At 72.4% G+C, this 22,267-nt stretch carries 21 protein-coding genes; 10 read left to right on the top strand and 11 right to left on the bottom strand.

Features of this window, described 5'->3' with window-relative positions; translation table 11 throughout:
* Window positions 1-684 precede the first annotated feature (684 nt).
* Window positions 685-1,302, top strand: coding sequence for an NAD(P)H:quinone oxidoreductase (gene wrbA, locus RM446_RS24185; protein WP_311547751.1), 618 nt, complete (start codon window positions 685-687; stop codon window positions 1,300-1,302).
* A gap of 91 nt (window positions 1,303-1,393) precedes the next feature.
* On the opposite strand, the gene RM446_RS24180 is transcribed toward wrbA, so the two are convergent.
* The 4 genes from RM446_RS24180 to RM446_RS24165 form a co-directional block, all read right to left on the bottom strand.
* Window positions 1,394-1,717: a hypothetical protein gene (locus RM446_RS24180; RefSeq protein WP_311547750.1), complete on the bottom strand. Its 324-nt coding sequence runs from the start codon at window positions 1,715-1,717 to the stop codon at window positions 1,394-1,396.
* A gap of 241 nt (window positions 1,718-1,958) precedes the next feature.
* The gene (locus RM446_RS24175; protein WP_311547749.1) at window positions 1,959-3,296 is read right to left on the bottom strand and encodes a cellulase family glycosylhydrolase; all 1,338 of its coding nucleotides are present in this window, start codon (window positions 3,294-3,296) and stop codon (window positions 1,959-1,961) included.
* A 295-nt stretch (window positions 3,297-3,591) separates the two neighbouring features.
* Window positions 3,592-5,205, bottom strand: coding sequence for an ABC-F family ATP-binding cassette domain-containing protein (locus tag RM446_RS24170; RefSeq protein WP_311547748.1), 1,614 nt, complete (start codon window positions 5,203-5,205; stop codon window positions 3,592-3,594).
* A gap of 289 nt (window positions 5,206-5,494) precedes the next feature.
* Complete coding sequence (locus RM446_RS24165; protein ID WP_311547747.1) at window positions 5,495-7,366, bottom strand: glycoside hydrolase family 3 protein; 1,872 nt, start codon at window positions 7,364-7,366, stop codon at window positions 5,495-5,497.
* A gap of 390 nt (window positions 7,367-7,756) precedes the next feature.
* Here RM446_RS24165 and RM446_RS24160 point away from each other — a divergent pair, with 390 nt between their 5' ends.
* Both RM446_RS24160 and RM446_RS24155 read left to right on the top strand, forming a co-directional pair.
* On the top strand, window positions 7,757-8,773 hold the full coding sequence (locus RM446_RS24160) for an ArsR/SmtB family transcription factor (RefSeq protein WP_311547752.1): 1,017 nt from the start codon (window positions 7,757-7,759) through the stop codon (window positions 8,771-8,773).
* 217 nt (window positions 8,774-8,990) lie between these two features.
* A complete protein-coding gene (locus RM446_RS24155) occupies window positions 8,991-9,305 on the top strand; it encodes a hypothetical protein (protein ID WP_311547746.1) in 315 nt (104 codons plus the stop codon).
* Between the two features lie 64 nt (window positions 9,306-9,369).
* On the opposite strand, the gene paaE is transcribed toward RM446_RS24155, so the two are convergent.
* Genes paaE through paaA form a run of 5 tightly spaced genes read right to left on the bottom strand, consistent with a single transcriptional unit; the run spans window position 9,370 to window position 13,257 of the window.
* Window positions 9,370-10,458, bottom strand: coding sequence for a 1,2-phenylacetyl-CoA epoxidase subunit PaaE (paaE, locus tag RM446_RS24150; protein ID WP_311547745.1), 1,089 nt, complete (start codon window positions 10,456-10,458; stop codon window positions 9,370-9,372).
* Window positions 10,459-11,049: a 1,2-phenylacetyl-CoA epoxidase subunit PaaD gene (paaD, locus tag RM446_RS24145; protein ID WP_311547744.1), complete on the bottom strand. Its 591-nt coding sequence runs from the start codon at window positions 11,047-11,049 to the stop codon at window positions 10,459-10,461.
* On the bottom strand, window positions 11,046-11,978 hold the full coding sequence (gene paaC, locus RM446_RS24140; RefSeq protein ID WP_311547743.1) for a 1,2-phenylacetyl-CoA epoxidase subunit PaaC: 933 nt from the start codon (window positions 11,976-11,978) through the stop codon (window positions 11,046-11,048). The genes paaD and paaC overlap by 4 nt, the downstream gene beginning before the upstream one ends.
* An 8-nt stretch (window positions 11,979-11,986) precedes the next feature.
* A complete protein-coding gene (gene paaB / locus RM446_RS24135; protein ID WP_311547742.1) occupies window positions 11,987-12,286 on the bottom strand; it encodes a 1,2-phenylacetyl-CoA epoxidase subunit PaaB in 300 nt (99 codons plus the stop codon).
* A complete protein-coding gene (gene paaA, locus RM446_RS24130; RefSeq protein WP_311547741.1) occupies window positions 12,286-13,257 on the bottom strand; it encodes a 1,2-phenylacetyl-CoA epoxidase subunit PaaA in 972 nt (323 codons plus the stop codon). Before paaA ends, paaB begins: the two co-directional genes overlap by 1 nt.
* An 85-nt stretch (window positions 13,258-13,342) precedes the next feature.
* Here paaA and paaZ point away from each other — a divergent pair, with 85 nt between their 5' ends.
* Window positions 13,343-15,382 (top strand): phenylacetic acid degradation bifunctional protein PaaZ, encoded by a 2,040-nt coding sequence (paaZ, locus tag RM446_RS24125; protein WP_311547740.1) that lies wholly within the window; start codon window positions 13,343-13,345, stop codon window positions 15,380-15,382.
* A 178-nt stretch (window positions 15,383-15,560) separates the two neighbouring features.
* On the opposite strand, the gene RM446_RS24120 is transcribed toward paaZ, so the two are convergent.
* Window positions 15,561-16,451 carry a TIGR03619 family F420-dependent LLM class oxidoreductase gene (locus RM446_RS24120; RefSeq protein WP_311547739.1) on the bottom strand — a complete coding sequence of 297 codons (891 nt, stop codon included), beginning with the start codon at window positions 16,449-16,451 and terminating at the stop codon, window positions 15,561-15,563.
* A 296-nt stretch (window positions 16,452-16,747) separates the two neighbouring features.
* Here RM446_RS24120 and RM446_RS24115 point away from each other — a divergent pair, with 296 nt between their 5' ends.
* The 4 genes from RM446_RS24115 (at window position 16,748) to RM446_RS24100 (ending at window position 19,703) form a co-directional block, all read left to right on the top strand.
* Window positions 16,748-17,101 carry a YciI family protein gene (locus RM446_RS24115; RefSeq protein ID WP_311547738.1) on the top strand — a complete coding sequence of 118 codons (354 nt, stop codon included), beginning with the start codon at window positions 16,748-16,750 and terminating at the stop codon, window positions 17,099-17,101.
* Window positions 17,098-18,333, top strand: a complete 1,236-nt coding sequence (locus RM446_RS24110) for an RNA polymerase sigma factor (RefSeq protein WP_311547737.1) — start codon at window positions 17,098-17,100, stop codon at window positions 18,331-18,333. The genes RM446_RS24115 and RM446_RS24110 overlap by 4 nt, the downstream gene beginning before the upstream one ends.
* Before the next feature lie 363 nt (window positions 18,334-18,696).
* Window positions 18,697-19,245, top strand: a complete 549-nt coding sequence (locus RM446_RS24105; protein WP_311547736.1) for an AAA family ATPase — start codon at window positions 18,697-18,699, stop codon at window positions 19,243-19,245.
* Between the two features lie 44 nt (window positions 19,246-19,289).
* Entirely contained in the window at window positions 19,290-19,703 is a 414-nt protein-coding gene (locus tag RM446_RS24100; protein ID WP_311547735.1) for a hypothetical protein, read from the top strand.
* Between the two features lie 61 nt (window positions 19,704-19,764).
* On the opposite strand, the gene RM446_RS24095 is transcribed toward RM446_RS24100, so the two are convergent.
* Window positions 19,765-19,920 carry a hypothetical protein gene (locus RM446_RS24095; protein WP_311547734.1) on the bottom strand — a complete coding sequence of 52 codons (156 nt, stop codon included), beginning with the start codon at window positions 19,918-19,920 and terminating at the stop codon, window positions 19,765-19,767.
* Between the two features lie 353 nt (window positions 19,921-20,273).
* Here RM446_RS24095 and RM446_RS24090 point away from each other — a divergent pair, with 353 nt between their 5' ends.
* The gene (locus RM446_RS24090; protein ID WP_311547733.1) at window positions 20,274-20,681 is read left to right on the top strand and encodes a YciI family protein; all 408 of its coding nucleotides are present in this window, start codon (window positions 20,274-20,276) and stop codon (window positions 20,679-20,681) included.
* Between the two features lie 8 nt (window positions 20,682-20,689).
* The gene (locus RM446_RS24085) at window positions 20,690-21,835 is read left to right on the top strand and encodes an RNA polymerase sigma factor (RefSeq protein ID WP_311547732.1); all 1,146 of its coding nucleotides are present in this window, start codon (window positions 20,690-20,692) and stop codon (window positions 21,833-21,835) included.
* Window positions 21,836-22,267 lie beyond the last annotated feature (432 nt).

Here is a 22,267-nt window from a genome sequence, read left to right as displayed (position 1 = left end):
TGAGTTCTCAAGAAGCGACCGCTCATCCGGTACAAGCCCCGGCCCCGCCAATGAAGCGGGCCCGCTCAGACTCTATCCCAAGAGACGGAATCTCCCAGCGGATCCTTCGACCGCGTCACCCGGAAACGTGTTCCGGCGTCCGCGATCCCGCATCCGCGTTCTGTTGTGTCTCCACGTTAACAAGACTTCCGCAAACCCGCAAAATCGGCGAGTCAACCGAATTCCTGAAACCCATTCAGGGCGCATTCGGACACAGTCGCACAGCGGAGAAGATCCGATCGAATCCTGCCGAGTGCCGACCGCGCTGAACGAAGCGTCTGATCGGGATGCGGTCACGCCCACCCTGGGGGTGTTCGCTGCGACCGAGGAAGACCGCCGCCCGGATGCACCGAGATCCCGGTGCCTCAAGCGACCCGCCCCACTTTAGCCCTTGAGCCGGACGATGCCAACTCGGGCAAACAGTGATGTGGGCCACTTCCCTGAGAGGCGATGCCGCACCGACCCCGGTCGCCGTCGATGAAGGCTCGGATCCGAGCCGAAGCACGGTGGGCCGCCTCCTCACGCCTCACCACGGCTCCGCCACGTGGCGCTCGCCACACAACCCGCCCAGGGCTCGCGCAGTTAGATCCGTATGCATTATCTTTCCAGGAAAGCAATAACGCACGCTGTTCCCAGGAGGACACCATGAGCGAGTCCGTGAAGCTGAGCATCATCTACTACTCCTCCACCGGCACCGGCTTCGCCATCGCACGCGAGATCCAGGAGACGGCCGAGAAGGAGGGCGCCGAGGTGCGCCTGCGCAAGGCGGCCGAACTGGCCCCCGCCGAGGCGATCGCCGGCAACCCGGCGTGGGCGGCCAACGTCGAGGACACGAAGGACATCCCGGACGCCACGCCGGATGACGTCGTTTGGGCGGACGCCGTCGTATTCGGCTCGCCGACGCGGTACGGCAACATCGCCTCTCAGCTCAAGCAGTTCATCGACCAGCTCGGCCCCCAGTGGCAGCAGGGCCTGCTCGCGGACAAGGTCTACAGCGGCTTCACCTCCACCGCCACGCTGCACGGCGGTCAGGAGTCGACCCTCCTGGCGCTGTCGAACAGCTTCTACCACTTCGGCGGGATCATCGTGCCCCCCGGCTACACGCACGCGAGCAAGTTCGCCGACGGCAATCCCTACGGCACCTCCCACGTCGACGCCCAGGGCAACAGCCCCGTCGACGACGTGACGCGCACCGCCGCCCAGGTGCAGGCCCGGCGCGTCGTGAGCGTGGCCGGAGCCCTCAAGGCGGGCCTGGCCGCATAGCCGCGGCGCCGCGCAGCCCGCGCGACAGCGACGACAGAGGGGGCCGCGGGCGCGGCCCCCTCGCGCGTCTGCGGCCGCGGCCGGCCCGGCGCTATTCCGCTTTCCCCGCGTCCCAATTCAGGCGCATCGTCGCCTCCGAACCGGCCATCCACAGCGCGAAGGCGAGGTAGCCGGCCTCGAAGGCGACGAGGTCGCCGTCCCAGCGCGCGGCGGTCGCGGGGCGGCGCTTGCCCCGCAGCAGCAGCGCCCCGGCGGCCAGGTTCATGCCCGCCCAGACGCCGTTCGCGGCGGGGCCGGAGTCGCGGCCGGCCAGCGGCGTGAGGTGGCGGCGCCCGCTGATGGCGGTGGCGATGTGCGGGGCGCTGTTGGCGATCAGCACGCCGGCGGCGAAGGAACGGATTCGTCTGCGGTTCATGGCGAATCAGGCTAGGTGCGGGCGGGCCCGCGCGCCATGCCCGCATGTGGACATGTCGCTACGGCGGTTGGCTGCCGGCTCGGGAGCGCGGCCCCGGCACGGGCGCGCGACGAGGCGCCGTGCCCGGCCGGGTCGGACCGGGCACGGCGCCGAAAGCGGGCCCGGCGACGGTTCCCGCTACTATGGGAGCGCTCCCGTAACGGGGTGCCGCCGCCGGACGTTCGGATGCCGCCGTCCGCTGCTAGTTCGCGGAGCAGGCGAGCTCGGGAACGGAGTTGGCGTCGCTGTAGGTGCCCTGGAGGCCGAATGCGGCGCTCTGCCCGGAGGCGAGGGTGCCGTTGTAGGAGACGTTGGTCGCGGACACCTGCGACCCGTCGGCGCTGACCTCGGCGTTCCAGGCGCTGGAGACGGTCTGGCCGTCGGCGTAGGTCCAGGCGACCTCCCAGCCGTCGAGAGCCTCTTCCGCGGTCACGCTCACTTCGGCGACGAAGCCGCCGGACCACTCGTTCTGGACGGTGTACTCGGCGGTGCATCCGTCGCCGGGCTCCGGGGTGGGCTCGTCGGTGGGGCTGGGATCGGGGTCCGGGCCGGTCGAGTCGTAGACGCCGGCGGTCTCGGCCGTGGCGGCGATCCCGTTCTCGCCGTTGAACAGCCGCTCTCCCCAGGAGGTCAGGCTGTCGGGGTCGAAGTCGTTCGTCAGGTCCAGGTACTCGACGCCGCCGCCGTTGCCGCTGTAGGACCAGCCGAGGTAGCCGAGACCGTGCTGCTCGGCGGTGGCCATGATGGCGTCCTCGTCGGGGTTGCCGTCGCTGTGGTCATGACCGAACTCGCCGACGACGATGGGCAGGCCGTTGTCGACGAAGTACCCCAGGTAGTCCTGGATCGTCGACGCCTGCTCGTAGACCCCGTACATGTGGATGTCGAAGAGGACGTTGCGGTGCGGGTCGCTCTCGAACACCTGCGCGGCGTTGTCGCGCATGGTGTGGGTCCAGTCCTGTCCCCAGTTGGGCGCGTCGACCATGATCGTGTGGTCGTAGCCGGCGGCCCGCAGGCGGTTGACGGCGTCGGAGGTGTCGGAGGCCCACGGCTCGTAGCCCTGGTTGCCGTAGGGCTCGTTGCCGATGTTCAGGATCGTGTAGGCCTCCTGGCCCTCAAGCGCGCTCTGGATGTCGATCCAGTAGTCGACGGCCCGGTCCAGGGAGGACGCGGCGCTCTCCTCGCCGTAGCCGGTGGTGTCGTGCACCTCCAGCACGCAGATGAGCTTGTTGGCCTTGCACTCGCTGATCACGTCGGCGACGTCGGCGGCGTCGTTGCGGGTCCACTGGACGCCGTTGCTGAGCACGACGCGGACAGCGTTGGCGCCGAGCGAGCCGATCTCGGCAAAGGACTCGGTTTCGCCTGCGTACCAGGCATGCGGGTGGTTGACGCCGCGCATCACGAAGTCGTTGCCGTCAGCGTCGACCAGGCGGCCGTCCTGGATCTGGAATCCGGCCTCGGCGGTGGCCGGATGGACGGCGACGAAGAAGGACAAGAGGAGGGTGAAGACCGCCGAGGCGGTCAGAACCAGGCGTGTTCGCATAGGTCATCCCAAGGTGGACGTCGTCTCGGGTCGAGGACCCGGAACGTGTGGACGTACCGGCCGGCCGGACGGCTTCCCCCTGTTGCGCCATGGCAACTATAAGCGACGCAACTTACTTAACTCAACTGTCTAAGTAAGATCCAATCGGGCGTACCCCCGAGTCCGCAGGAGACGGGGCGCCGCCGACACACCGACACACCGACACACCGACACACCGACACACCGACAGGGAGACTCGGCACCCTGTCGACTCATCGACATCCCCGCCCGGCACCGCGCCCGCACCGGGCCGCGGTCATCCTCCCGCGACCGCCGGAGGATCGGACTCGGCCGGGGCCCCACCGCGCTCCAGGCGCCACCAGCGCGTGATGTTGATCTGGGCGAGGAACGCGGTGTCGTGCCCGGCCACGATCAGCGCGCCGCGGTAGGCCGCCAGCGCCTCGGTCAGCCGGTCCACGCTGTGCAGGTCGAGGTTGTTGGTGGGCTCGTCCAGGAGCAGTAGCTGGGGCGGCGGGTCGGCCAGCAGCAGGCAGGCCAGCGTGACGCGGAAGCGCTCGCCGCCCGAGAGGACGCCCGCCCGGTCCTCGACCCGGTCCCCGCGGATGAGGAAGCGGGCCAGGTCGGCGCGCACCCGCTGCGGGGACGCGGAAGGCGCCGCAGCACGCACGTTCTCCAGCACGCTCATCCGGTCGTCGAGGACGTCCAGGCGTTGGGGCAGGTAGCCGACGCGGTCGGCGACACGGACCACGGACACGTCAGGGTGGACCCCCGAACCGGCGACGGCGCGCAGGAACGTGGTCTTTCCGGTGCCGTTGTCGCCGGTCAGCGCGATCCGCTCGGGTCCTTGCACGTGGATCCGGCCCTGCGGCCCGTCCACCTCCAGCACGGAGCGGCCGGCGGGGACCTCGGTGTCGGGCAGCCGGATGCGGATGCGGTCGTCGTCGCGCACGGCCGACTCCGACTCGGCCAGCGCCTGCTCGGCCTCCCCGACCTTCTCCGTCTGCATGATGCGGTGCTTGCCCGCGGAGACCTGGGCGTCCCTCTTGCGCTGGCCCATCACGACCTTCGGCTCGCGCTTGTTCTCGTTCATCTTGCGCCCGTAGCGCTCCCGGCGGTCCAACTTGGTCCGGGCGTCGATGAGCTGGCGCTTCTCACGCCGGACGTCGGCCTCGGCGGCGCGGACCGCACGCTGCGCGGCTTCCTGCTCGGCGGCGAGCTGCTCGGTGTAGGCCGAGTAGTTGCCGCCCCAGACCCGGATGCCGCCCTCGCGCAGCTCGGCGACGCGGTCGACGCGCTCCAGCAGCTCGCGGTCGTGGCTGACGACCACGAGCACGCCGCGCCAGGACTCCACCGCCTGGTAGAGGAGTGCGCGCGCCCGTCCGTCGAGGTTGTTGGTCGGCTCGTCCAGCAGGGTGACGGCGGGGCGGCGCAGGATGAGCCCGGCGAGGGCGGTCAGCACCGCTTCGCCGCCGGAGAGCGAGGCGACGGTGCGGTCCAGCGGTTCGGGTCCTTCCAGCGCGATTCCGAACCGCTCCAGCTCGGCGGCGGCGCGCTCCTCGATGTCCCAGTCGTCGCCGACGGCCGTGAAGTTGGCTTCGGCGGCGTCTCCGGCCTCGATCGCCCGCAGCGCCGTGCGGATGCGGTCGATGCCGAGCAGCCGGGCGACCGTCTGGCCGGTGTCCAGGGTGAGGTCCTGGTCGAGGCGGCCGATGTCGCCCTCGACTCGGACGGTGCCCGAGGCGGGCACGAGCCGACCGGCGATGAGCTTGAGCAGCGTGGACTTGCCCGAGCCGTTGAGCCCGATCAGGCCGGTGCGCCCGCTGTCGAAGGAGGCGTTCAGCCCCGAGAAGACGGCGGTGCCGTCAGGCCATTCGAAGGAGAGTTCGGAGCAGACGATCGAGTGAGACACGGGACCTCCCGGTGGTGCGCCGACAAACGAGCTGAGCAGTCGCGATTTCGTCGATCATGCGCATCGGGAAGTGTCGCCTCCGTGGTGCCGGGGTCGTCTGCCGCGGACGCAGCACGCCCGCATCGACCAGGCTGGCATCGGCCCGGCCGGCGATGCAACGGGTTTTCCGGCGGCCGGCCCTGGCGCTCCTCGGCCCGACTGCGCGGCGGCCCCGCCGGGCACCCGGCCCCGCAGCGCGCGGCGGCCGCGCCGGTGGGCATGTCCGGCGCGGCCGCGTGCGGGACGGGTGTCAGCGGCGCAGGCCGTAGCCCAGGCGGAAGAGGGGCTTCTGCCCGTCGCCGCGGTTGATGGGCTCCTGGTCGACCGAGGACGGCCAGGTCACGGGCAGGCGTCCGCGGAAGTGCTCGTGGCCGAAGAGGACGTCGGTCATGCCGGCGCCCTCACTGCCCGGCAGCCAGGAGGCGACGAAGGCGTCCGCGGTCTCCAGCTCCTCGTCGACGATCAGCGGGCGCCCCGAGACCAGCATGGCGATGCACACGTCGGTCTTGGCGCAGATGTCGCCGAGCTGCTTACTGTCGGCCTCGCTGAGGGCCAGGTCGGCGTCATCGCCGAAGCCCTCGGCGTAAGGGGTCTCGCCGCCGACCCAGATGCCGATGTCGCCGGAGAAGTCCTGGCCGGTGTCGGTTCCGACGAACCGCACATCGGTGTCGGTGCCCTCGGTCTCCTGCTGCACCGCCTCCCACAAGGTGGTGCCCTCGGTGATGTCGCCGCCGCTGCCCTGCCAGCTGATCGACCATCCGCCGAGCTGGTAGCCGAGGTTGTCGGCGGTCTTGCCGCCCACCACGATGTCCTTGCCCGAGTTGCGCGATAGCGGCAGGACGCCGTCGTTCTTCAGCAGCACCTGCGACTGCGCCACCGCCTCGCGCGCGACCGCGCGGTGCTCGGCGGAGCCGACGTCGCCGGTGTAGCCGCGGTCGGCGAACGGCTTGTCGAACAGCTCCTGGTCGAACTTGAGGTCGAGGATGCGCCGGACCGCGTCGTCGATGCGCTTCTCGCTGATGCGGCCGGCGCGCACCTCGCCGACGATCGCCTCGATGTTCTGCTCGTAGTCGTCGGGCACCATGATCATGTCCAGCCCGGCGTTGACCGACTTGCGCACCTTCTCGGCGTAGGAGTCGCCCTCGACCTGCCGCACGCCGGCCCAGTCGGAGACCACCACGCCGTCGAAGCCGAGTTCGCCCTTGAGCACCTCGTCGACCAGGTACTCGTGCTGGTGCATCTTCAGCCCGTTCCAGCTGCTGAAGGACACCATCACCGAGGCCGCGCCGGCGCGGACGGCGGCGCGGTAGGGGCGCAGGTGGATGCGGCGCAGCTCGCGCTCGCTCATCTGCGCGTCGCCCTGGTCGATCATGTAGTCGCCCTCGCCGGTGCCCCAGGCGGTGCCGCCGTCGGCGACGTAGTGCTTGGCGGTCGCGGCGACGCCGTCGGAGCCCACGCCGCGGCCGTGCCCCTGCAGGCCCTTGATCGAGGCGTAGCCCATCATGCCGGCGAGGTGGGGTACCTCGCCGAAGCCCTCGTAGGTACGGCCCCAGCGGTCGTCGCGCGGCACGCTCACCGCGGGCGCGAAGTTCCAGTCGATGCCGGTGCCCAGGACCTCCTTGCGCGTGACGTTCTGCGCGCGGCGCACCAGCCAGGGGTTGCGCGTGGCGCCCATGCCGATGTTGTGCGGGAAGACGGTGGCGCCCTCGACGTTGCTGTGGCCGTGTACCGCGTCGACGCCGTAGATCAGCGGGATTCCCAGGCGGCTTTCGAGGGCGGCGCGCTGGTACCCGTCGTACATGTCGGCCCATTCGGCGGCCGTGCCGCCGGGCTCGCCGCCCGGGCCCGCTCCGCCGCCGGAGAGCAGCGAGCCGATGCCGTACTCGGCGATCGCCTCCTTGTCGTCCATGACGTTGGAGTGGTTGACCTGCGTCATCTGGCCCGCCTTCTCCTCCAGAGTCATCTGCGCAAGGCAGTCCTCGGTGGAGTCGCAGCGGGGAGCCGCCGCGGCGGTCGGGGCGGCCGCCACCATGAGCGGCAGCAGCAGGGCACCGGCCGTCGCCGAGCACGCGGCGAGGAACTGACGGGATCTGCGCGGTTCTGCCGCGCGGGGACCTGCCATGATCGACCTCCTGAACTCTGCGCCTTGCGGCGCTTCGGAAACCCGGCGGCCCCACCCCCGGCGCTCCGCCACGAAGGGCGTCGCGTTCCCCGGCTCTGACCCGAAGGTAAAATTACTGTAAAGAGCGTTTCTCGGAAGCGTCAAGGCGTCGGGAGCCGTCGGCGCCGAGCGCCCGGCTCACGGATGTCCGGCGGCCCGCAGGCCGCCCGCTCCATCGCCGGGAATACCAGGTCGGCCACCCTTGCAACCCGGTGACCTCGAATGACATCCGTCGACACGGTAGTCCGCTACCGTTCGCGATGGAACGCTCACACGCGAGCGAGACCGCGGCCGCCCGCGTTCGGCGGTCCCCGGATGCCCCGAACCCGTCCGCCTTGGAGCGCGGTGGCGATGCTGCGGATCCACTTCACGACCCAGGACCTGGCGCGCACGCACGTCGCCGAGCGCCCGGACGCCATGTGGGAGACCGTCCTCAGCCTGCACATGCTGCGTGCCCGGTACGCGCGGACCGCCTTTTCGCTGTGGCGATCGGAGGTCGGCGGCCGCCTGCATCGCGACGGACTGTCCGCGAAGGTCCGCGCCGACCTGGTGCCGCTCGCGCCGAACGGCACCTATTTCCCCGACTTCCTGACCCCGCCGGAAGGCCTGATAGGCGCCGAGGAAGGAGTCGAAGCGGTCATGGCCACACCGCGCGAGCTGGTCGTACGCGACCTGGAACTGCTGGAGCGGCGGCACGGCGCACCCGCGTGGTCGCTTCGGCTGGCCGACCGCGGCACCGGCGCGCGGAAGTCGCTGGGGCGCATGCTCGGCTCCTACCACCGGGCAGCCGTCGAACCGTACTGGGGCGCCGTCTGCGACCGCGTGGCCGCCGACCGGGCGCGGCGCGGGCGTGCACTGCGGTCCGGCGGACCGGCCGCCCTCCTGGAGAGCTTCGGGCCCGCCATGCGGTGGCGCCCGCCGGTACTGGAGGTCGACAAGGGCCGCGTCGACCTCGACATCCACCTGCGCGGGCGCGGATTGCTGCTGATCCCCTCGCACTTCTGCTGGTACCGGCCCATCACCCTGGCCGACCCGGATCGCCCGCCGGTCCTGGTCTATCCGATCGATCCCGACCCGTTGTGGCTCCGCCCGCCACCGGGCTCCGCGCCGGATCCCGGCCCGGCTCTGTCGCGGCTCCTCGGGGCCACCCGCGCCGCCATCCTCCGATCGGTCGCCGACGGCATGACCACCACGGAGGTCGCCTGCCAACTGGGCGTGTCGCCGGCCGCGGTGAGTCAGCACACGGCGGTGCTGCGGGAGTCCGGCCTCATGGTCAGCCTCCGCGACGGCAACACCGTGATCCATACGACGACCGCCCTCGGCCGGGCGGTGATCGAGGGCGAGTCGGCGCGCCGACGGCGGGACTGAAGCGTCGCGGCATTCGGTCGGAGCGAGTCCCGGAATCCGGAAATCCCGTTCCCCGGATTCATGAATTCCGATACCCGCGGCACGCTGCCGGCGCCGCCCGCGATCGATCCTGTGATCTGGCACTTTCAGAATCGGCTGAAAGTCCTCGAATCCGCTGCCTGCGCCCGCCTACCGTGACCCCAACGCGGCTCGTCCACTATTCGGAAGGGAAAGGGAAATGAAGAACCTCATCCGCAATTGCTCGGTGTTCGCGGCGACGGCCGCGGTGGCCGTCGCCGCATTCGCGGCGCCCGCCGCCGCGGAACAGGCGGGCCCGGCCACGGCGGCGGTCCCCAACTGCGTCCACACCGACACCGGCTGGAGCTTGGGCTGGCGCTACGTCGACGTCACCAACGACTGCGGCAAGTACAAGCGGGTCATGGCGATCATCTCGGACGCCCAAGACAGCCGGTGCATGGGAATCCGCCCCGGCCAGACCAAGACCGACCGGTACGGCCCGCAGGGCCAGTTCGAACGCCTGGTGTCCTGCTGACCGGTCACCGGCACCGCTCGGCCCTCCGGCGAGCCCCGCGGCCTCCGGAGGGCCCGAGCCTTCCTCAGGCGTCGTAGTCGACGGTCACCTCGGCGGTGGTCGGGTGGGACTGGCAGGTCAGCACGAACCCCGCTGCCACCTCGGCGTCCTCCAGCGCGAAGTTGCGCCGCATCTCCACCTCGCCGGCGGTGACCCGTGCCCGGCACGTGCCGCACACTCCGCCGCGGCAGGCGAAGGGAAGGTCCGCGCGCGTGGCCTGGGCGGAGTCGAGGACGCTCGCGCCGGCCCGAATCGGCGCGCTGCTGCTGCTCCCGTCGAGTACGAACGTCAGGGTGCCCTCCGACGGCGCGGCCGCCTCGGTGCGGCGGGGCGGCGGGGGAGGCGCGTCGACGTGGAACAGCTCCCGGTGGACCCGCTCGGCGGGCATCCCGAGATCGGCCACGACGCCGCGCGCGCCCTCGGTCATGGCGTAGGGCCCGCACAGCCACACGTCGTCGGTGCGGCTCAACGGGACCAGCGCCTCCAGCAGCCGCCGCAGCCGGTCGGGCTCCAGCCGCCCGGAGAGCAGGTCGGCGTCGCGGGGCTCGCGGGAGAGGACGTGGACGAGTTGGAAGCGGTCGGTGAAGCGGTTCTTCAGGTCGGCGAGCTCCTCGGCGAACATGGCGGTGCGCGAGGTGCGGTTGCCGTAGACCAGGGTCGCCTCGGCGCCCGGGTTGCCCTCCAGCACCGACGCCGCGATCGACAGCACCGGGGTGATGCCCGACCCGGCGGCGACGAGCAGGTGGCGCCCGCCTCCGGTGGGGTCGGCGCAGAACGAGCCGGAGGGTGCGGCGGCCTCGATCTCGTCACCGGGGGCGACCTCGTGGACCAGCCATGAGGAGAACAGCCCGTCGGGGACTTCGCGCACCCCGACGCGCAGGGGGCCGCCCGCGGGCGCGCAGATCGAGTAGTGGCGCCGGTGCTCACGGCCGCCGACGCGGCGGCGCAGGGTAAGCGACTGGCCGGGGCGGAAGGCGAACTCGGCGGCCAGCTCGGGCGGCACCTCGAAGGTGACCGCCGCCGCGTCCGGGCACAGCGGTTCGACCGAGGCGACGCGCAGGCTGTGGAAGGCCGGGGCCGTACGCCGCCGCGGCTCGGTCGAGGTGGCGGTCACTCAGATCTCCTTCATGTGCTCGAAGGGTTCCGCGCATGCGGTGCAGCGGTACAGGGCCTTGCAGGCCGTCGAGCCGAACTCGGAGGTCAGCTCGGCGGCGTCGGAGCCGCATCGGGGGCAGTGCAGGGCACGGCGGCGCGGGGCCAGCGACAGCGGCACTGGCCCGTCGCGCTCGGGCGCCGGTCCCGGTGGCGAGACACCGTGCTCGGCGAGCAGGCGGCGGCCGCGCTCGGTGATCCTGTCGGTGCTCCACGGCGGGTGGAGCACCGTACGCAGCTCGACACGGGTGAACCCGGCGGCGTGCAGCGCGCGGTCGAGGTCGGCGCGGATGGCGCCCATCGCCGGGCAGCCGGAGTAGGTGGGGGTGACGCACACGATTGCGCCGCCGTCGCCGTCGGCGTCGATCTCGCCGAGTACACCCAGGTCGGCCAGCGTCAGCATGGGAAGTTCGGGGTCGGCGACCGACGCCGCCGCCTCCCGAGCGCGCCTCCGGTCGGCCGCGGCCCGCTCCGCCCGGTCGGGCCCGCCGGGCCGGCGGCGCTCGTCGCGATTGCGGGTTCGGGCGGCCGCCCCCTCGGCTTCGGCGTTCACCAGGTTCCCCCGGGGTGCTCGCGGGCCAGCGACTGCATCTCGGCGAGGAGCCCGGACAGCTCCGGGGTGTGGCTCCCGGCGCGCCCGCGCGCCCGGGCGGGGCCGGCGGTGTCGGGCCGGGGCAGGTCCGCGGCGGCGAGGACCTTCTCCAGCACCGGTTCGCAGTCGGCGAGCAGCGCGTCCGGTGCGGCGGCGACGCCGCATTCGGCCATGCGGCGCTCCACCGGGTCGACGGCGAACAGCTCGGCGGCGTGCGGCCAGACCGCCTCGGCACCGGCCTCGATGCGGCGGCGCGACTCCGCGGTGCCCTGCGCCAGGGTCACCGTCCACCGGGCGGCGTAGTCGCGGTGGTAGGCGACCTCGGCCACGCCCTTGCCGGCGACGGCCGACAGCACCGGGTCGGCGGACTCGCGCAGCTTCTCCAGCAGAGCCAGCCGCCACACGGAGAACAGCAGCAGCCGCAGCGCCGACTGCGCGAAGTCGCCGTTGCGGATCTCCGCGAGCGCGACGTTGCGGAAGCCGCCGGCGTCGCGGAAGTAGGCGAGCGCGTCCTCGGCCGGCACGGGCGAGTCGGGCGGCAGCGGCGGGACGGCGCCGGGGTCGGCCGCGGCGGCGCGGGCCAGCAGCAGCCGTGCCTGGCCCAGCAGGTCGAGGGAGACGTTGGCCAGCGCGACGTCCTCCTCCAGCTCGGGCGCGCGGCTGCACCACTCGGCCAGCCGCTGGGCCAGCACGAGTGCGTCGTCGCCGAGCATCAGGCAGTAGGCGGCGAGGTCGGCGCGGTCCACACCCTCGGGCACGGTGGTGTCGACACCGGCCAGCGGGTCGTCGAAGCCGGTGCCGAAGGCCCACTGCGACGCGTCGTCGTCGACGCCGACCAGCCCGGCGTATACCGACTCGTCGTCGGGGTCCGCGGCGAAGGGGTGGGTCATCTGCGGCCTCACATGTGCGGCACGTCGTCGGGGACGGTGTAGAAGGTGGGGTGGCGGTAGACCTTGTCGCCGCTGGGGGCGAACATCGGGTCCTTCTCGTCAGGGCTGGACGCGGTGACGAGCGCGGAGCGCACCACCCACACGCTCACTCCCTCGTTGCGGCGGGTGTAGACGTCGCGGGCGCGGTGCAGCGCCATCTCGTCGTCGGCCGCGTGCAGGGACCCGGCGTGCACGTGGTTGAGTCCGCGCTTGCCGCGTACGAACACCTCGTAGAGCGGCCAGTCGGCGTCGGGCGTCGCTGCGTCCATCAGTCCTCGCCTCCTTCGGTGCGGGCGTGCGCGGGCCCGCGCACGGCGAAGGCCGCCGCGGCCTCGCGAACCCAGGCGCCGTCCTCGTGTGCGCGGCGGCGGTGGGCGATCCGCTCGGCGTTGCAGGGCCCGTCGCCCTTGACGACGCGGGTGAACTCCGCCCAGTCGGGCTGCCCGAAGTCGTAGTGGCCGCGCTCGGGATTCCAGGCGAGCTCGGGATCGGGCAGGCGCACGCCCAGCGCGTCGGCCTGCGGAACCGTCATGTCGACGAAGCGCTGGCGCAGCTCGTCGTTGGTGTGGCGCTTGATGCCCCAGTGCATGGACTGCGCGGTGTTGGGCGAGTCGGCGTCGGGCGGGCCGAACATCATCAACGAGGGCCACCACCACCGGTCGACGGAGTCCTGCACCATGGCCCGCTGCTCTTCGGTGCCGCGCATCATCGTCAGCAGCAGCTCGTAGCCCTGGCGCTGGTGGAAGGACTCCTCCTTGCAGATGCGGATCATCGCCCGGCTGTAGGGGCCGTAGGAGCTGCGGCACAGCGGCACCTGGTTGCAGATGGCCGCGCCGTCCACGAGCCAGCCGATGGTGCCCACGTCGGCGTAGTCGGGGGTGGGGTAGTTGAAGATCGAGGAGTACTTCTGCGCACCGGTGATCAGCCGGCGGGTCAGCTCGGCGCGGTCGACGCCCAGCGTCTCGGCCGCCGAGTAGAGGTACAGGCCGTGCCCGGCCTCGTCCTGGACCTTGGCGAGCAGGATGGCCTTGCGGCGCAGCGACGGCGCGCGCGAGATCCACGCCCCTTCGGGCTGCATGCCGATGATCTCGGAATGCGCGTGCTGGGCGATCTGGCGGACGAGGGTCTTTCGGTAGCCCTCGGGCATCCAGTCGCGGGGCTCAATGCGCTCCTGGCGGGCGACGACCGCCTCGAACTCGGCGTTGAGCCGCTCTTCGTCCGCCTCCGCGGGTGCCGCCATGGCTCCTCCCGGATCATTTACTGACCGCTCGGTCTGTAATATTCTGCCACCACGCAGGCCGAGGGCGCAATGGAGGGACCCAGCCGTGACCGCACTACTGGAGAGCTACGCTCAGGGCGCCTGGTACCGCGCGCCCGACGAGGGCATGCCGCTGGCCGACGCGACCACCGGCGAGACGGTCGCCCGCCTGTCCGGAACCGGGCCCGACGTCGCCGGCATGGTCGACTACGGCCGCGGTGTCGGCGGGCCGGCGCTGCGCTCGCTCACCTTCCACGAGCGCGCCGCCGCCTTGAAGAGCCTGGCCAAGCACCTCAACGCCCTCACCGCGGAGTTCCACGCTCTCTCGCACCGCACCGGGGCCACCCGGCGCGACAACGCCTTCGACGTCGACGGCGGCATCGGCTCCCTCTTCAGCTACGCGAGCAAGGGCACCCGCGAGCTGCCCGACGACACGGTGCTGGCCGACGGCGCGGTCGAACGACTCAGCCGCGGCGGCACCTTCGTCGGCCAGCACGTCTACACCTCCCGGCCGGGGGTGGCCGTGCAGATCAACGCCTTCAACTTCCCGGTGTGGGGCATGCTGGAGAAGTTCGCCCCCGCCTTCCTTGCGGGCGTGCCCAGCATCGTCAAACCCGCGAGCCAGACCGCCTACCTCACCGAGCTGGTGGTGCGGCGCATCGTCGAGTCCGGTCTGCTGCCCGAAGGCGCGCTCCAGCTGCTCGCGGGCCCTCCGTCCGGCCTGCTCGACCACCTCGGCCCTCAGGACTCGGTCGCCTTCACCGGCTCCGCCGAGACCGGGGCGAAGCTGCGCGCCCATCCTGCCGTCGTGCACGGCGGCGTTCGGCTCGGCGTCGAGGCCGATTCGCTCAACTGCTCGGTCCTGGGCCCCGACGTCACCCCGCACGACCCGGAGTTCGCGCTCTTCGCCGACCAGCTCGTCACCGAGATGACCGTCAAGGCCGGGCAGAAGTGCACGGCCATCCGCCGCGCGATCGTGCCCGACCACCTCGCCGGCGAGGTGGTCGCCGCCGTGGGGGAGCGGCTGGAGTCGGTCGTCGTGGGCGACCCGGCTCAGGAGGGCACCACCATGGGACCGCTCGCGGCGCTCGACCAGCGCACCGAGGTGCGCAAGGCGGTCCACCGGCTGCTGGGCTCGGCCGAGGCGGTCGTCGGCGACCCCGAGCGCTGCTCCCCGGTCGGCGCCGATCCGCAGCGGGGCGCGTTCGTGTCGCCGCTGCTGCTGCGGGCCGAGGGCGGCGCAGACGAACCGCACGAGGTCGAGGCGTTCGGACCGGTCAGCACGGTGATCGGCTACCGGAGCACGCAGGAGGCGGTCGAACTGGCGGCGCGCGGCCGCGGCAGCCTGGTCGCCTCCGTGGTCACCGCCGACCCCGGCGCCGCCCGCGAGCTCGTGGCGGGCCTGGCGCCCTGGCACGGCCGGATCCTCGTACTCGACCGCGACGACGCCCAGGAGTCCACCGGCCACGGCGCGCCGCTGCCCGTGCTCGTGCACGGCGGACCCGGGCGCGCCGGAGGCGGTGAGGAGCTCGGCGGCATCCGCAGCGTCGTACACCACATGCAGCGCACGGCGGTGCAGGCGTCCCCGGACATGGCGACCGCGGTCACCGGGCGCTGGACCCCGGGTGCGCGCCGACGCGACGACGGCGTCCACCCGTTCCGCAAGAGCCTGGCCGAGCTGCGCATCGGCGACACCGTGGCCTCCGGGCGGCGCACGGTCGGCCTGGAGGACATCGGCCGCTTCGCCGAGCTCACCGGCGACACGTTCTACGCCCACACCGACCCCGAGGCGGCCGCCGCGAACCCGCTGTTCGGCGGGATCGTCGCGCACGGCTACCTGGTGGTCTCCATGGCCGCGGGCCTGTTCGTCGACCCTGTGCCGGGCCCGGTGCTGGCGAACTTCGGGGTGGACAACCTGCGCTTCCTCACCCCGGTGAAGGCGGGCGACTCCATCGCCGTGACGCTCACCGCCAAGCAGATCACCCCGCGCGCCAACGCCGACTACGGCGAGGTCCGCTGGGACGCCGTCGTCGACAACGCCGAAGGGAGCCCGGTGGCCACCTACGACGTGCTGACGCTCGTGGCCAAGGAGCGGACGGAGGCCTGAACGGGCGGCCGGGGCGGGGTCGCGGGCGACGGAGCGGGCGCGGCGACGTGCCGACACGTCGCCCCCGCGACACGGCGACCTGTCGACATGGCGCCATGACGACCGCCCCCGGGGCCGCCGCCCGATCGGCCGACCGACCCGGCGTCGCTCCGGCCCCTGCCGGACGGCCGGATCCCGGCTACCGCACGGTCCCGCCGTCGAGATCGAGCACCCGCTCGGCGAGCGTCGCGAACATCGCCCAGTCGTCGGCGAACGGCCGCTGCCGTTCGGGCGTGCCCGCATAGCTGTCGAAGAGCACGTAGTCCGCTCCCAGATCCTCGAAGGCCAGCAGGTCCTCGCGGACGCGGCGCAGCGCGCCGGCGTCGAGGCCCTCCTGGGGCAGGGCGATACGCGGCTGCAGTGCCGGCACCGGGCGCCCTTCGCGCTCAGCGGCCGCGCGCAGCATCGGCATCCCCTCCTCGGCCAGCCACCCGGGCGTGACGTTGATCGGATGCCATCCGCTGCCGAAGCGGGCGGCGCGGGTCGCGGCGGCCCGGGAGTTGCCGCCTACCCAGATCGGCGGATGCGGGTCCTGCACCGGGCGCGGCCCCGTCTGCACGTCGGAGAAGGACACCGACGGCGTGTCGATCGACGCGGTGTCGCGGGTCCACAGCTCGGTGATGGCCGCCAGGTAGTCGTCGGCGATGCGGCCCCGCTTGGAGAAGGGCACGTCGAGAGCGGCGTACTCCTGCTCCGGCCAGCTGATGCCGACTCCGAGGATGAGCCGGCCGCCGCTGAAGTGGTCGATGTTGGCGGCCATGCGCGCGGTGAGCAGCGGCGACCGGTACGGCAGGATCGCCACCGTGGTGCCCAGCCGCACCCGCTCGGTCTGCGCGGCCAGCCACGCCAGCGTCGCGAACGGGTCGAAGAACGGTGCCGGGTACTGCTCGGCCACATCGGGGGTCACGGCGACGTGATCGGAGATCATCACCGCGTGGAAGCCGGCGTCCTCGGCGTTGCGCGCCCAGGCCGCCAGTGTCTCCGCCGTTCCGTGCAGGCCGAAGTTCAGCGCGTTCACCGCGAACCTCATCGTCTACTCTCCTTCGCTCGCTGGTGTCGGGGTACCAGCATGGGCCACGCTGGGCACAGCCGCCACGGCAGGAGTTGCCGGACATCGGCCGAACCGGCCGGTCCGGAGCGCCCAGGGCCCGACGTCCAGGTCCGAACCCCCGGCGATCTTGTAGCCATCGTGAAGGAAATCGATTTCCATTTGCGATGGCTACAAGATCGCCGGTGATGTGCCTGTCGATTGCGAGGCATGCTGTTCGTGTAGGGGGTGAGAGGGCCGGATCGAGTACCGGCCCCCCAAACCCGAGGAGGAGCGTCATGGCCCACTACCTGCTCAGCATCTACCAGCCCGACGGCCCCGCACCGGAGCCCGAGAGGCTCGACCCGATCATGCGCGACGTCGCGTCGGTCAACCAGGAGATGCGCGACGCCGGCGCCTGGGTGTTCGCCGCGGGGCTGCACGAGGCGTCCACCGCCACCGTGGTACGCGCCCAGGGCGACGAGGCGACCATGACCGACGGCCCCTTCGCCGAGGGCAAGGAGCACATCGGCGGGTTCACCGTCGTCGAGGCCGACGACCTTGACGCCGCGCTGGAGTGGGGCCGCAAGCTCGCGCGGGCCACCACCCTGCCGATCGAGGTCCGACCGATGCAGGGGGGAAGCTGCGGGTGAGTACCCGCGGTCCGGCGGTCTCATCCGCGGAGGTCGAACGCGTCTTCCGTGAGGAGCACGCCCGCGCGGTAGCCATCCTGGTCCGCCGCTTCGGCGACATCGACATCGCTGAGGAGGCGGTCCAGGAGGCCTTCGCCGCCGCGCTGCGGCACTGGCCCGCTCAGGGCCTGCCGCCGCGGCCCGCAGGCTGGATCATCACCACCGCCCGCAACCGCGCCGTGGACCGGCTGCGCAGCGACGCGCTGCGCACGGAGCGGCACGCGCAGGCGGCCCTGCTGCACGACCCCGGCGGGCCGCCCGAGGAGGGCCCCGTGCGCGACGACCGCCTCCGCCTCGTCTTCGTGTGCTGCCACCCCGCGCTCTCACCCAACGCGCGGGTCGCCCTGGCGCTGCGGCTGCTGGGCGGCCTGACCACGGCCGAGATCGCCCGCGCCTACCTGGTGCCCGAGGCGACGATGGCCCAACGGCTGGTCAGGGCCAAGAACAAGATCAGGGACGCGCGCATCCCCTATCGTGTTCCCGGCGACGCCGACCTGCCCGACCGGTTGCGCCACGTGCTGGCCGTCGTCTACCTCGTCTTCAACGAGGGCTACGCGGCGACCTCGGGACAGGAGCTCGTCCGCGAGGACCTCTGCGCCGAGGCGGTCCGCCTGGGCCGACTGCTGGCCGAGCTGATGCCCGATGAACCCGAGGTGTGGGGCCTGCTGGCGCTGATGCTGCTCACCGAGTCGCGCCGGCCCGCGCGAACCGCCGCCGACGGCTCCCTGGTTCCCCTGGCCGAACAGGACCGCGGCCGGTGGGACGCCGACCTCGTCGAAGAGGGCCAGGAGCTGGTCCGCCGCTGCCTGCGCCGAGGAGCTCCGGGGCCGTACCAGGTCCAGGCGGCGATCAGCGCCGTGCACAGCGACGCCGCTACCGCCGACGGCACCGACTGGGAGCAGATCGTGCGGCTGTACGATCGGCTCTACGCTCTCACGCCGACGCCGGTCGTCGCCCTGCACCGCGCGGCGGCGCTCGCCGAGACCCGCGGACCGGCGGCGGCACTGAACGCCGTCGACGGCCTCCACCTCGACGGGCACCACATCTACCACGCGGTCCGGGCCGACCTGCTCCGCCGGCTCGGCCGCGCGGACGAGGCCGCAGAGGCCTACGCCGCGGCTCACGCCCGCACGGACAACGCCGCCGAGAAGGCGTTCCTCAAGCGCAGATGCGAATCGCTGCCGGGCGGGTGAGAGTCGCGCCGCGCCGTCCCGGACACCGCGGGGGACCGGTGCGCCGGCGACCGGGCAGCCGGCCGGAAGCGCCGTATCGACATGGCGGCCTCCGCTTCGCGAGCGAAGGCGACCCGCCGGGACGCGCGACCCCGGCTCGGACCCGGACGGCCCGGACGTCGTGTCGCCATGTCCCCATGTCGGCTTCCGCCCGGTGCGCCGGGGTGCGGCTGCCCCTGATACGCCCCCGGGGCGGACGGTCGGCCGGAGCGACACGGCGACACGTCCCCATGTCGACATGCGGACACCCGCACGTCCGAACGGGCAACCTCGGAAGAGCGCCGATCACCGGATCGGCCCCCACGGAACGGAGAACAGACCACAATGACCGCCGCCCCCGACCGCTCCGTCGTCATCACCGGCGGTCCCGGGTCGGGCAAGACCACGCTGATCGCGCACCTCGGCACGCTGGGGTTCGCCTCCTCACCAGAGGTGGGGCGCGCCGTCATCCGCGACCAGGCCGCCATCGGCGGCCGCGCCCTGCCCTGGAAGGATCCGGACCTGTTCGCCGAGGTGATGCTGTCCTGGGAGATGCGCGCCCACGGCCTCGCGCGCGAGCGCGGCGGCACCGTCCTGTTCGACAGGGGAGTCGTCGATGTCGCCGGCTACCTGGGGGTCGAGGGGCTCCCGGTGCCCGAGCACGTGCACGCGGCGGCCCACCGGTTGCGCTACCACCGCACGGTCTTCATCGCCCCGCCCTGGCCGGAGATCTACCGCACCGACTCCGAACGCCGGCAGTCCCTCGGCGAGGCCGAGCGCACCCACGCCGCGATGGTCGAGGCGTACACGGCGTACGGCTACCACCTGGTCGAGTTGCCCCGCGCACCCGTGGCGGAGCGGGCCCGGTTCGTGTCCGCACGGCTGGCCGGGTGACCTGGTCTCCTGGCGCGAGCGGCATTCCCGAATACGCTGTGCCCATGACGAGCTGGGGAACGGGACGCATGCGGAACGGGATCGCGACTACGGCCGTCGCGGCCCTGGCGGTCGGGGCGGCGCTTGTCGGCTGCACCCCCGAGCAGCGGGAGGCGCTATTCGGCGGGGTCGCGGCCGAAGGGCTGCGCATCGCCGCCGAGGACGCGTTCGCGTCAGCGGGCTTTCCCATCGAGGGGGAGCTCGACTGCCAGGTCGAGGAGGACCAGGAGGGAACGTTCTCGGCCGATTGCAGCGGGACGACGCAGCAGGGGGCCGACGTCGCCTTCGACGGTTCCTTCGGCAGCGGCGACACCGACTTCACCAACGGTGTCCAGGGCGAGTTCACCGGAAAGGTCGCAGGCGAGACCGTGTTCAGCACCGACTGCCTCGGCTGCGGCGGCCAGAGCGGCCAGGGGTAGCGGCCGCGCCCCACGAGACCGACGGGCCCTCTGCCGGCGTAGCGGCGGGGGCCCGTGTGCATCAGGGGTGCCGGTCGAAGCCCGGCTCCGTGCGGACGATGCGCGCGCTGCCGCTGCGCCGCGCGGCGACGTCCTGGCGGTCCCGCAGCGCGACGAGCTCCAGAGTCCGGTTCCGCGGCTCGACCGACGCGCAGATCGGTGATGATCCGGGCGGCACCGGTCTCCCTGCCGGGTGGCAGAGCCTCCGTCGCCACCTCGACGAGCCGCCATGTCGATGAGCCGCCATGTCGACACGTCGCCGAACCGGTCGGCCGCCGGCGTGCAGGACGCCGCCCCCGCCTTCCGGCGCCGATGCCCGTCACCGAGGACCGAGCGCCGGCGGGTGGCTGCCCATGTGCAGCGCGGATCGCGGCCCCTCCGCCGCCACCGGTGACAAGGCGCCATGTCGATACGTCATCCGGGCTCATCGGGGAGAAAGAATCGGGTGGCGATGTCGAGAATCCGTGGCCGGCTCCGTCCCCGGGGTGAACGCGGCCACACCGGGTCGCACGAACACCGAGGAGAGACACCATGGCAAAGTACTTGCTGCTCAAGCACTACCGCGGCGCTCCGGCTCCGGTCAACGACGTGCCGATGGACCAGTGGACGCCGGAGGAGATCTCGGCGCACGTGCAGTACATGCAGGACTTCGCGGACCGGCTCGAGGGGACCGGCGAGTTCGTCGACGGCCAGGCGCTCGCCCCCGACGGCGTGTTCGTCCGGTACGACGGTGCGGGGCGCCCGCCGGTCACCGACGGCCCGTTCGCCGAGACCAAGGACCTCATCGCCGGCTGGATGGTGATCGACGTCGACAGCTACGAGCGCGCCGTCGAGCTGGCCGGGGAGCTGTCGGCCGCGCCCGGTGCGGGCGGCAAGCCCATCCACGAGTGGCTCGAGGTGCGCCCGTTCCTGACCTCGCACCCCACGGCCGCGGAGTGACCTCGCCCATGAACGAGGCGCTGCTCCGGAGCCTCACACCGAGCGTGCTCGGGATCCTCGTCCGCCGCGGAGCCGACTTCGCGGCGGCCGAGGACGCTGTGCAGGACGCACTGGTCGAGGCGGTTCGCGTCTGGCGGTCCGACCCGCCGCGGGACCCGAAGGGCTGGCTTGTCACCGTGGCCTGGAACCGGTTCCTCGACGCGGCCCGGACCGACGCCGCACGCCGCCGGCGAGAGGACCTCGTCGACGAGGAGCCGGCACCCGGGCCCGCGGCCGGCGTGGACGACACGCTCCAGCTCTACTTCCTGTGTGCCCACCCCTCGCTTACGCCGTCGTCCGCGGTCGCACTCACGCTGCGCGCCGTCGGCGGCCTGACCACCCGCCAGATCGCCCAGGCCTACCTGGTGCCCGAGGCGACCATGGCGCAGCGCATCAGCCGCGCCAAGCGCACCGTCTCGGGCGTGCGGTTCGACCGGCCCGGCGATGTCGCCACCGTGCTGCGCGTCCTCTACCTGGTCTTCAACGAGGGCTACTCCGGCGATGTCGACCTCGCCGCCGAGGCCATCCGGCTCACCCGGCGGCTCGCCGCCGCGATCGACCATCCCGAGGTGGCAGGGCTGCTCGCCCTCATGCTGCTCCACCACGCCCGGCGCGCCACCCGGACCGCGCCCGACGGCTGCCTGGTGCCGCTCGCCGAGCAGGACCGCGGCCGGTGGGACACCCGGTCGATCGCCGAGGGCATCGCGATCCTGCAGGCGGCGCTGTCCCGCGACCGGCTGGGCGAGTTCCAGGCGCAAGCCGCCATCGCAGCCCTGCACGCCGACGCACCCACAGCAGAAGAGACCGACTGGGCGCAGATCGTGGAGTGGTACGACGAGCTCGCGCGGCTGACCGGCAGCCCGGTCGTCCGCCTCAACCGCGCAGTGGCGGTCGGCGAGGCCGAGGGACCGCGGGCCGGGCTGGCGGCGCTCGCGGAGCTGGACGACTCGCTGCCCCGCCACACCGCGGTGGCGGCCTACCTCCACGAGGGCGGCGGAGACGTGGCGACGGCAGCACGGCTGTACGCCGACGCGGCCCGGAGGGCACCCAACCTCGCCGAGCGCGACTACCTGACCCGCCAGGCCGCCCGCCTCAACACCCGCCGGCGCAGCTGACGGTCCGCGCTCGGGTCGACCCGCGACGCGCGGCACGGCTCCGCAGGTGGAGAGGCAGGACTGCCCCGCTCCGTGGCTCGCTCGTGCGGACGGCGGGACCTCCGCCGGCATCCGCGAAAGGCCGCCATGTCGACACGTCGGCGAATCGATCAACGGCCGGCCACCCCGGGCACCCGGCCGGGTCGCGCATCACGCCGGGCCTCAATTCCGTGCAAATCCCCGCAGCCTCGCCGAGCTTCTGCTGCCCGGAACGAAAGAAGGCCCCTGCCGGTGATCCGACAGGGGCCTTCTCGCAGTTCATGTACGTGGGCGTACCAGGACTTGAACCTGGGGCCTCATCCTTATCAGGCATTCGGGCACCCCTGGTCATGGGCACTCCGGATGCTCTCACCTGCTGTTTTTGTCGCCCGGAGTCTCGGGATGTCGCTGGGT

It is taken from the genome of Streptomonospora wellingtoniae, assembly GCF_031845375.1.
In the GTDB taxonomy this organism is placed as follows: Bacteria; Actinomycetota; Actinomycetes; order Streptosporangiales; family Streptosporangiaceae; genus Streptomonospora; species Streptomonospora wellingtoniae.
This window is presented reverse-complemented; position numbering and strand designations above follow the sequence as displayed.

What these genes read in the sequence shown, in the direction of transcription:
- RM446_RS24160 (WP_311547752.1), top strand. Translation starts at nt 7,757, where the DNA reads ATGCTGCGGATCCACTTCACGACCCAGGACCTGGCGCGCACGCACGTC.
- paaC (WP_311547743.1), bottom strand. Translation starts at nt 11,978, where the DNA reads ATGACCCACCCCTTCGCCGCGGACCCCGACGACGAGTCGGTATACGCC.
- paaB (WP_311547742.1), bottom strand. Translation starts at nt 12,286, where the DNA reads ATGGACGCAGCGACGCCCGACGCCGACTGGCCGCTCTACGAGGTGTTC.
- paaA (WP_311547741.1), bottom strand. Translation starts at nt 13,257, where the DNA reads ATGGCGGCACCCGCGGAGGCGGACGAAGAGCGGCTCAACGCCGAGTTC.
- RM446_RS24165 (WP_311547747.1), bottom strand. Translation starts at nt 7,366, where the DNA reads ATGGCAGGTCCCCGCGCGGCAGAACCGCGCAGATCCCGTCAGTTCCTC.
- RM446_RS24105 (WP_311547736.1), top strand. Translation starts at nt 18,697, where the DNA reads ATGACCGCCGCCCCCGACCGCTCCGTCGTCATCACCGGCGGTCCCGGG.
- RM446_RS24155 (WP_311547746.1), top strand. Translation starts at nt 8,991, where the DNA reads ATGAAGAACCTCATCCGCAATTGCTCGGTGTTCGCGGCGACGGCCGCG.
- RM446_RS24120 (WP_311547739.1), bottom strand. Translation starts at nt 16,451, where the DNA reads ATGAGGTTCGCGGTGAACGCGCTGAACTTCGGCCTGCACGGAACGGCG.
- RM446_RS24100 (WP_311547735.1), top strand. Translation starts at nt 19,290, where the DNA reads ATGACGAGCTGGGGAACGGGACGCATGCGGAACGGGATCGCGACTACG.
- RM446_RS24090 (WP_311547733.1), top strand. Translation starts at nt 20,274, where the DNA reads ATGGCAAAGTACTTGCTGCTCAAGCACTACCGCGGCGCTCCGGCTCCG.
- RM446_RS24115 (WP_311547738.1), top strand. Translation starts at nt 16,748, where the DNA reads ATGGCCCACTACCTGCTCAGCATCTACCAGCCCGACGGCCCCGCACCG.
- RM446_RS24180 (WP_311547750.1), bottom strand. Translation starts at nt 1,717, where the DNA reads ATGAACCGCAGACGAATCCGTTCCTTCGCCGCCGGCGTGCTGATCGCC.
- wrbA (WP_311547751.1), top strand. Translation starts at nt 685, where the DNA reads ATGAGCGAGTCCGTGAAGCTGAGCATCATCTACTACTCCTCCACCGGC.
- RM446_RS24175 (WP_311547749.1), bottom strand. Translation starts at nt 3,296, where the DNA reads ATGCGAACACGCCTGGTTCTGACCGCCTCGGCGGTCTTCACCCTCCTC.
- RM446_RS24085 (WP_311547732.1), top strand. Translation starts at nt 20,690, where the DNA reads ATGAACGAGGCGCTGCTCCGGAGCCTCACACCGAGCGTGCTCGGGATC.